The sequence below is a fragment of the Actinomycetes bacterium genome (assembly GCA_035489715.1).
In the GTDB taxonomy this organism is placed as follows: Bacteria; Actinomycetota; Actinomycetes; order JACCUZ01; family JACCUZ01; genus DATHAP01.
In genome coordinates, this window is the sequence record DATHAP010000036.1 from 1 (window position 1) to 5,295 (window position 5,295).

Annotated in this window: 7 protein-coding genes; 3 read left to right on the top strand and 4 right to left on the bottom strand. The window is 71.4% G+C overall.

Features of this window, described 5'->3' with window-relative positions:
- On the bottom strand, window positions 1-756 hold a 756-nt coding region (locus VK640_03195; GenBank protein ID HTE72191.1), incomplete at its 3' end, for an Ig-like domain-containing protein.
- A 138-nt stretch (window positions 757-894) separates the two neighbouring features.
- Here VK640_03195 and VK640_03200 point away from each other — a divergent pair.
- Together VK640_03200 and VK640_03205 are read left to right on the top strand one after the other, a co-directional pair.
- Window positions 895-1,497, top strand: coding sequence for a M23 family metallopeptidase (locus VK640_03200; protein ID HTE72192.1), 603 nt, complete (start codon window positions 895-897; stop codon window positions 1,495-1,497).
- Between the two features lie 39 nt (window positions 1,498-1,536).
- Window positions 1,537-1,749, top strand: a complete 213-nt coding sequence (locus tag VK640_03205) for a hypothetical protein (GenBank protein HTE72193.1) — start codon at window positions 1,537-1,539, stop codon at window positions 1,747-1,749.
- A gap of 23 nt (window positions 1,750-1,772) precedes the next feature.
- On the opposite strand, the gene VK640_03210 is transcribed toward VK640_03205, so the two are convergent.
- The gene (locus VK640_03210) at window positions 1,773-2,933 is read right to left on the bottom strand and encodes a HAMP domain-containing sensor histidine kinase (GenBank protein ID HTE72194.1); all 1,161 of its coding nucleotides are present in this window, start codon (window positions 2,931-2,933) and stop codon (window positions 1,773-1,775) included.
- Window positions 2,926-3,624 carry a response regulator transcription factor gene (locus tag VK640_03215; GenBank protein ID HTE72195.1) on the bottom strand — a complete coding sequence of 233 codons (699 nt, stop codon included), beginning with the start codon at window positions 3,622-3,624 and terminating at the stop codon, window positions 2,926-2,928. The genes VK640_03210 and VK640_03215 overlap by 8 nt, the downstream gene beginning before the upstream one ends.
- A 165-nt stretch (window positions 3,625-3,789) precedes the next feature.
- Here VK640_03215 and VK640_03220 point away from each other — a divergent pair, with 165 nt between their 5' ends.
- On the top strand, window positions 3,790-4,335 hold the full coding sequence (locus VK640_03220; GenBank protein HTE72196.1) for a M15 family metallopeptidase: 546 nt from the start codon (window positions 3,790-3,792) through the stop codon (window positions 4,333-4,335).
- Window positions 4,336-4,390: 55 nt separating this feature from the next.
- On the opposite strand, the gene VK640_03225 is transcribed toward VK640_03220, so the two are convergent.
- The coding region (locus VK640_03225; protein HTE72197.1) for a vitamin B12-dependent ribonucleotide reductase at window positions 4,391-5,295 on the bottom strand (905 nt) is incomplete at its 5' end.

The following is a 5,295-nucleotide window of genomic DNA, read 5'->3' on the forward strand; positions in this document are numbered from 1 at the left end:
TCCGGCCTTGCCCATCGAGACGCCGAACGTGCGGATCGTCTCGCCGTCCTTGCGCACGACCATCCGGTGCTTGGCGTTCGAGACCCGCATGACGAAGGCACGGCCTACCCGGAAGCCGGTGTCGGTGTCGCGCAGGCCCCACAGGCCGGGGCCGGCGTGCACCTTGCGCAGGTCCGCGGCGACCGACACCCGGGTGTACGCGGGCCAGAAGCCGCGCGGACGGAACTGCACCGTGCGGTCGGACGTCCAGGACCACGAGGCCGCAGCGAGCGCCTTGCTGGTCCGGACCCGCAGTGCCTTCTCGACCTCGGCCTTGCGACGTACGTCGTGGTTGAACGTCACGACGAGCGGCCGGCCGACGCCGACGGTGCGGCCGGACGGGCTGATCGTGGCACGCAGCACCCGAGCCGGGGCGCCGGTGCGCAGCGTGTCGTGCAGGACCGCCTGCTGTCCCAGCGCGTCGACGGCGACCGCGTGGAGCGTGTACGTCGAGCGAGGAACCAGCGTGCCGGTGCTCGTCCAGGTGGTCGGCGCCGCGGTGCCCCGGACCTGCCGCCCGTCAGCCCCGGTGAGGGTCGCCGACACCAGGGTGCCGCCGGAGACGGTCACCTTGACCGGGTCGGCGATCGGCCAGGCCGTCGCCCCGGCCGCCTTGCTGGTCACCGTGAGCCCGGTCGTCGCGGTGCCCGCCGCGCTGGCGGTCGGCGAACCGCCGAGCAGGGGGAGGGCGACGAGGGCTGCGGCCAGCAGCGGCATCAGAGGACGGCGAAGTGGCACGGTGGGTGATCTCCGGGTGTCGCGGGCGTGAGACGCCGGGGCCGGCGCCGTGATCAGCCAATTCTGCCCTATCGGTGGTGTGACCTCGACCGCCGACGCGAGGCCTACTGTCACGGTGTGACGGAGCGGAGAAGCGGCCTGGCCCGCCATGTCGTCGCCGGCGTCGCCTTCGTGGCCGTCGTTGCGGTGTCGAGCGGGCCGGGAGCGACCGCGGTAATGGCAGGGGACACCCCTCCCTCGCCCGACCCGGACACGGTCTACACGAGCGACCACCGCTACTACGCCTCGCCGTGGTACGCGGGTGCCTGGCAGGAGATGATCCCGTTCGGCTGCACGCGTGCGCCGTACTACCCGCGCGACACGTCGTGTCCGCGGGCCCGCCCCGGCAAGCACCACGGGATCGACATGTTCATGCCGTGCGGCACCCGGATCCGGTCCGCGGTCAAGGGCCGCGTCGTGCAGCCGAACGTCGGTCCGGCGTACGGCCGGTACCCGCTCAAGATCCGGTCCGGGGGCTTCGACTACGTCATCGGCCACGCCCGACGGCTGCTCGTGCGGCCGGGTGAGCGGGTCCGACCGGGGCAGGTCGTCGCCCGGTCGGGGAAGCTGGCCGCGCCCGACGGCTGCCACCTGCACTTCGAGAAGCGGCCGGCCGGTGCGGGCTACCTGTCGGCGGTGGACCCGGAGAGCGCGCTGCGCCGCACCGAGGTCGACTTCTGACCAGCTGCATAGCCGATCCGGAAGCCGTACTCCCGCGAGGTGTACGCCGTCCAGCTCGCCGGACCGGTAAACGGCTCGGCCTGCGGGCTGGTCACCGTGGACGACGTGGACGGCTTCGGGCTGCTCGACGACGGCGCGACCGGGTCGACGGCTTCCGACCGGTCGCTCCCGATGTCAGTCACCGAAGCGGCGACGACGGCAGCCGAGGCGATCGCGCACGCAAGACCAGCGGCCGTGCGTCGCCGCGACTGACCGGTGTCGGAACCACTGTGCCCCTAAGACGCCTGCTGCGGTCCCACCGGTTCGTCGTACCTGTCGGCCGTGTGCCCGGCCCGGGCGCTGCGCCGCGTCGCCGTCTGTCCAGGAGGCGGTGCCGCGACCGGCAGCTGCACCCTGACGAGCAGTCCCCCGGCAGACCTCGGCGTGAGCGTGAGCTGTCCGTCATGGGCCTTGGTGATGCTCTCGACTATGGCAAGGCCGAGCCCGACGCCTGAGTCGTCGCTGCGCTGGCGTCCGGTCCCGCGCTGGAAGGGCTCGGTGAGGGTCGACACCAGCGCCGGAGCGAGCGCGTCGCCGGTGTTCTCGACGGTGAGCACGACGTGCTCGGGGCCGCACCTGGTGGCGACACGCACCGTGCCGTGTGCGGGCAGGTTGTGGACGATGGCGTTGTGCACGAGGTTCGTGGTCATCTGCAGCAGCAGGGCGGGCGACCCGAGGACGGTCGTGAGATCGCCGGTGGTCCGGATGGTGACGCCGTACTTCTCGGCGAGAGGCAGCAGGGTCTCGGTGGCCTCCTCCGCGATCAGGGACAGGTCGGCGTGGTCCTTGGTGAAGGAGCGCTGATCGCTGCGGCTGAGCAGGAGCAGCGCCTCGGTGAGCCCGATCGCCCGTGCATTGACGGCGCGCAGCCGCTCTTCGAGCTGACCGCCGTCGCGGTCCGGATCGTTGCGGGCGACGTCGAGGAGGGTCTGCGTGATCGCCAGCGGGGTGCGCAGCTCGTGGGAGGCGTTGGCTGCGAACCTCTGCTGCTCCGCGACGTGCGCCTCGAGCCGCGCGAGCATGGCGTCGAAGGCGTCGGCGAGCTCTCGGAACTCGTCCTTGCGGCCGGCCAGCTCGATCCGGTGGGAGAGCGACCCGTTGGCAGCCGTGCGGGTGGCGTCGGTGATGCGGGCCAGCGGCGCGAGCATCCGGCCGGCGAGGATCCACCCGCCCACCAGACCGAACACCAGCAGGAAGGCCAGCACGACGGCCGCTGTCGGGGCAAAGGCGCGCAGGAGGTCGGCGTGGTTGCGCACCATGAAGATCACGCCAGGGTGTGCGCCGCGCGAGAGAGAGAAGTACCCGACCGCGAGCAGCACGGTGCCGGCGACCATGAGGAAACCGGCGTAGCTGATCGTGAGCTTGAGCCGCACGCTCCATCCGGGCTCCCTATCCACGCTCGGCTCCGGTCCCGGACGCGGCCGCCGGTCCGGTATCGATCCGGTAGCCGACACCTGGCACCGTCACGATGAGCCACGGCTCGCCGAGCCGCTTGCGCAGGGCCGAGACCGTGATGCGCACGGCGTTGGTGAACGGATCGGCGTTCTCGTCCCACGCCCGCTCCAGCAGCGCCTCGGCGCTGATGACACCGCCCTCGGCGGCGACGAGGACCTCGAGCACGGCGAACTGCTTCCTGGTCAGCGCGACGTAGCGACCGTCGCGGTGAACCTCGCGGCGGAACGGGTCCACACGCAGGCCCGCCACCTCCCGCACCGGTGGCCGGTTGTGCCCGCGTCTGCGGTCGAGCGCCCTGAGCCGCAGCACGAGCTCGGGCAGCTCGAACGGCTTGGTGAGGTAGTCGTCGGCTCCGAGCCCGAACCCGGACGACTTGTCGTCGAGCCGGTCGGCAGCGGTGAGCATCAGGATCGGCGTGCCGGTGCCGGAGGCGACGATGCTCCTGGCGACCTCGTCGCCGGACGGCCCTGGGATGTCCCGGTCGAGCACCGCGATGTCGTAGGCGTTGACGCTCAACAGCGCCAGCGCGGTGTCGCCGTCACCGGCGAGGTCGGCCGCGATCGCCTCCAGCCGCAGCCCGTCGCGGATCGCCTCTGCCATGTAGGGCTCATCCTCGACGACCAGCACCCGCATGCGCTCGATGCTACGAGCCGCCGCAAATCGCCGACGTAAGGAAATGCGGATACGAGAGCACAACGGCCCACCGCCTTGGCTTGCCGTGTGAGTCACCCGCTAGGAGCTGGGACGAGGTCCCGGGCGTCGTCCGGGCCGTCCGCCACGGCCGTCGGCCTGCTCGTCGTGGCCGGCATCGTCGCGGTCCTGGTCGCTCGCTCCGGACCCTCCGCAGCCTCGTTCGGCGATCTGCTTCGCGGCGACCCCCGTGTGGCAGCCACCGAGGATGACGGCGTCCTGCCGGACGCCGTGACGGTCTTCGATGACGGGTATCGCGGTGTGGGCAACCTCGACCCCAACCTGCTCCGAGCCCTGCGCGGAGCGGCCAGGGATGCCGCCGGCGACGGCGTCGTGATGTACGTCAACAGCGGCTGGCGGTCACCCGACTACCAGGACCAGCTGCTTCGTGATGCGGTCTCGAGGTACGGCTCGGAGCAGGAGGCGGCGCGCTGGGTCGCCACCGCGGACACGTCGCCGCACGTGTCAGGTGACGGTGTCGACATCGGGCCCGCCGGTGCCATGACATGGCTGTCCGTGCACGGCGCCGGATACGGACTGTGCGAGGTCTACGCCAACGAACCCTGGCACTACGAGTTGCGTCCGCAGGCGATCGGCCACGGTTGCCCGGCCGTCTACGCCGACCCGACGCAGGACCCTCGGATGCAGCCCTGACGCGGGTCCGCCCCGGCCCCACGTGGGGGGCCGGGACGGATGACCGTGCCGAGCGTCAGCTGCAGCCGCTGGTGCTGCCGCAGCCCTCGCAGACGTAGCAGGAGCCGGCCGGGCGCATCTTGATCCCGCAGGTCATGCACAGCGGGGCGTCGGACACCTGGCCGGTGATCACCTCGAGCAGCTCGGCCGACGAGTGCGCTTGGGCCGGCGCCTCCTTGACCGCGGCCGACTCGGCGTCGACGGGCTTCGCCTCGGTCGTCGGCGCTTCGGTCACCGGCGCCGACTGGGCCAGGGTCTCGAGCTCCTCCTCGACCTCCTCGTCCGACTCGTCGGCGAGGTAGGACCCGGTCTCGAGCTGGCGGGACCGCTCCTCGGCGGAGTAGATGCCGTAGGCGGAGCGGGTGTCGAAGTCCAGGTGGTCCAGCGCCAGGCGGCGGAAGACGTAGTCCATGATCGACTGGGCCATCCGGACGTCGGGGTCGTCGGTCAGGCCGGCCGGCTCGAAGCGCATGTTGACGAACTTCGAGACGAACGTCTCCAGCGGGACGCCGTACTGCAGGCCGATCGAGATCGCGATCGAGAAGGCGTCCATGACGCCGGCCAGGGTCGACCCCTGCTTGGACATCTTCAGGAAGATCTCGCCGAGACCGTCGTCGGGGTAGGACGACGCCGTCATGTAGCCCTCGGCACCGCCGACCGCGAAGGACGTCATCTGCGCCGGGCGCTTCTTCGGCAGCCGCTTGCGGGTCGCGCGGTACTCGACGACCTTCTCGACGGCCGCCTCCGCGGGCGCGTCGGCGGTCTTCGCCGCACCGTCGGACAGCGGCTGGCCGACCTTGCAGTTGTCGCGGTAGACCGCGAGTGCCTTGAGGCCGAGCTTCCAGCCCTGGAAGTGCACGTCCTCGATCTCCTCGACGGTCGCCGTCTCCGGCAGGTTGACCGTCTTGGAGATGGCACCCG

Bases quoted from the DNA above. Each gene is read 5' to 3' on its own strand.
- VK640_03215 (HTE72195.1), bottom strand. From the start codon at position 3,624: ATGCGGGTGCTGGTCGTCGAGGATGAGCCCTACATGGCAGAGGCGATC.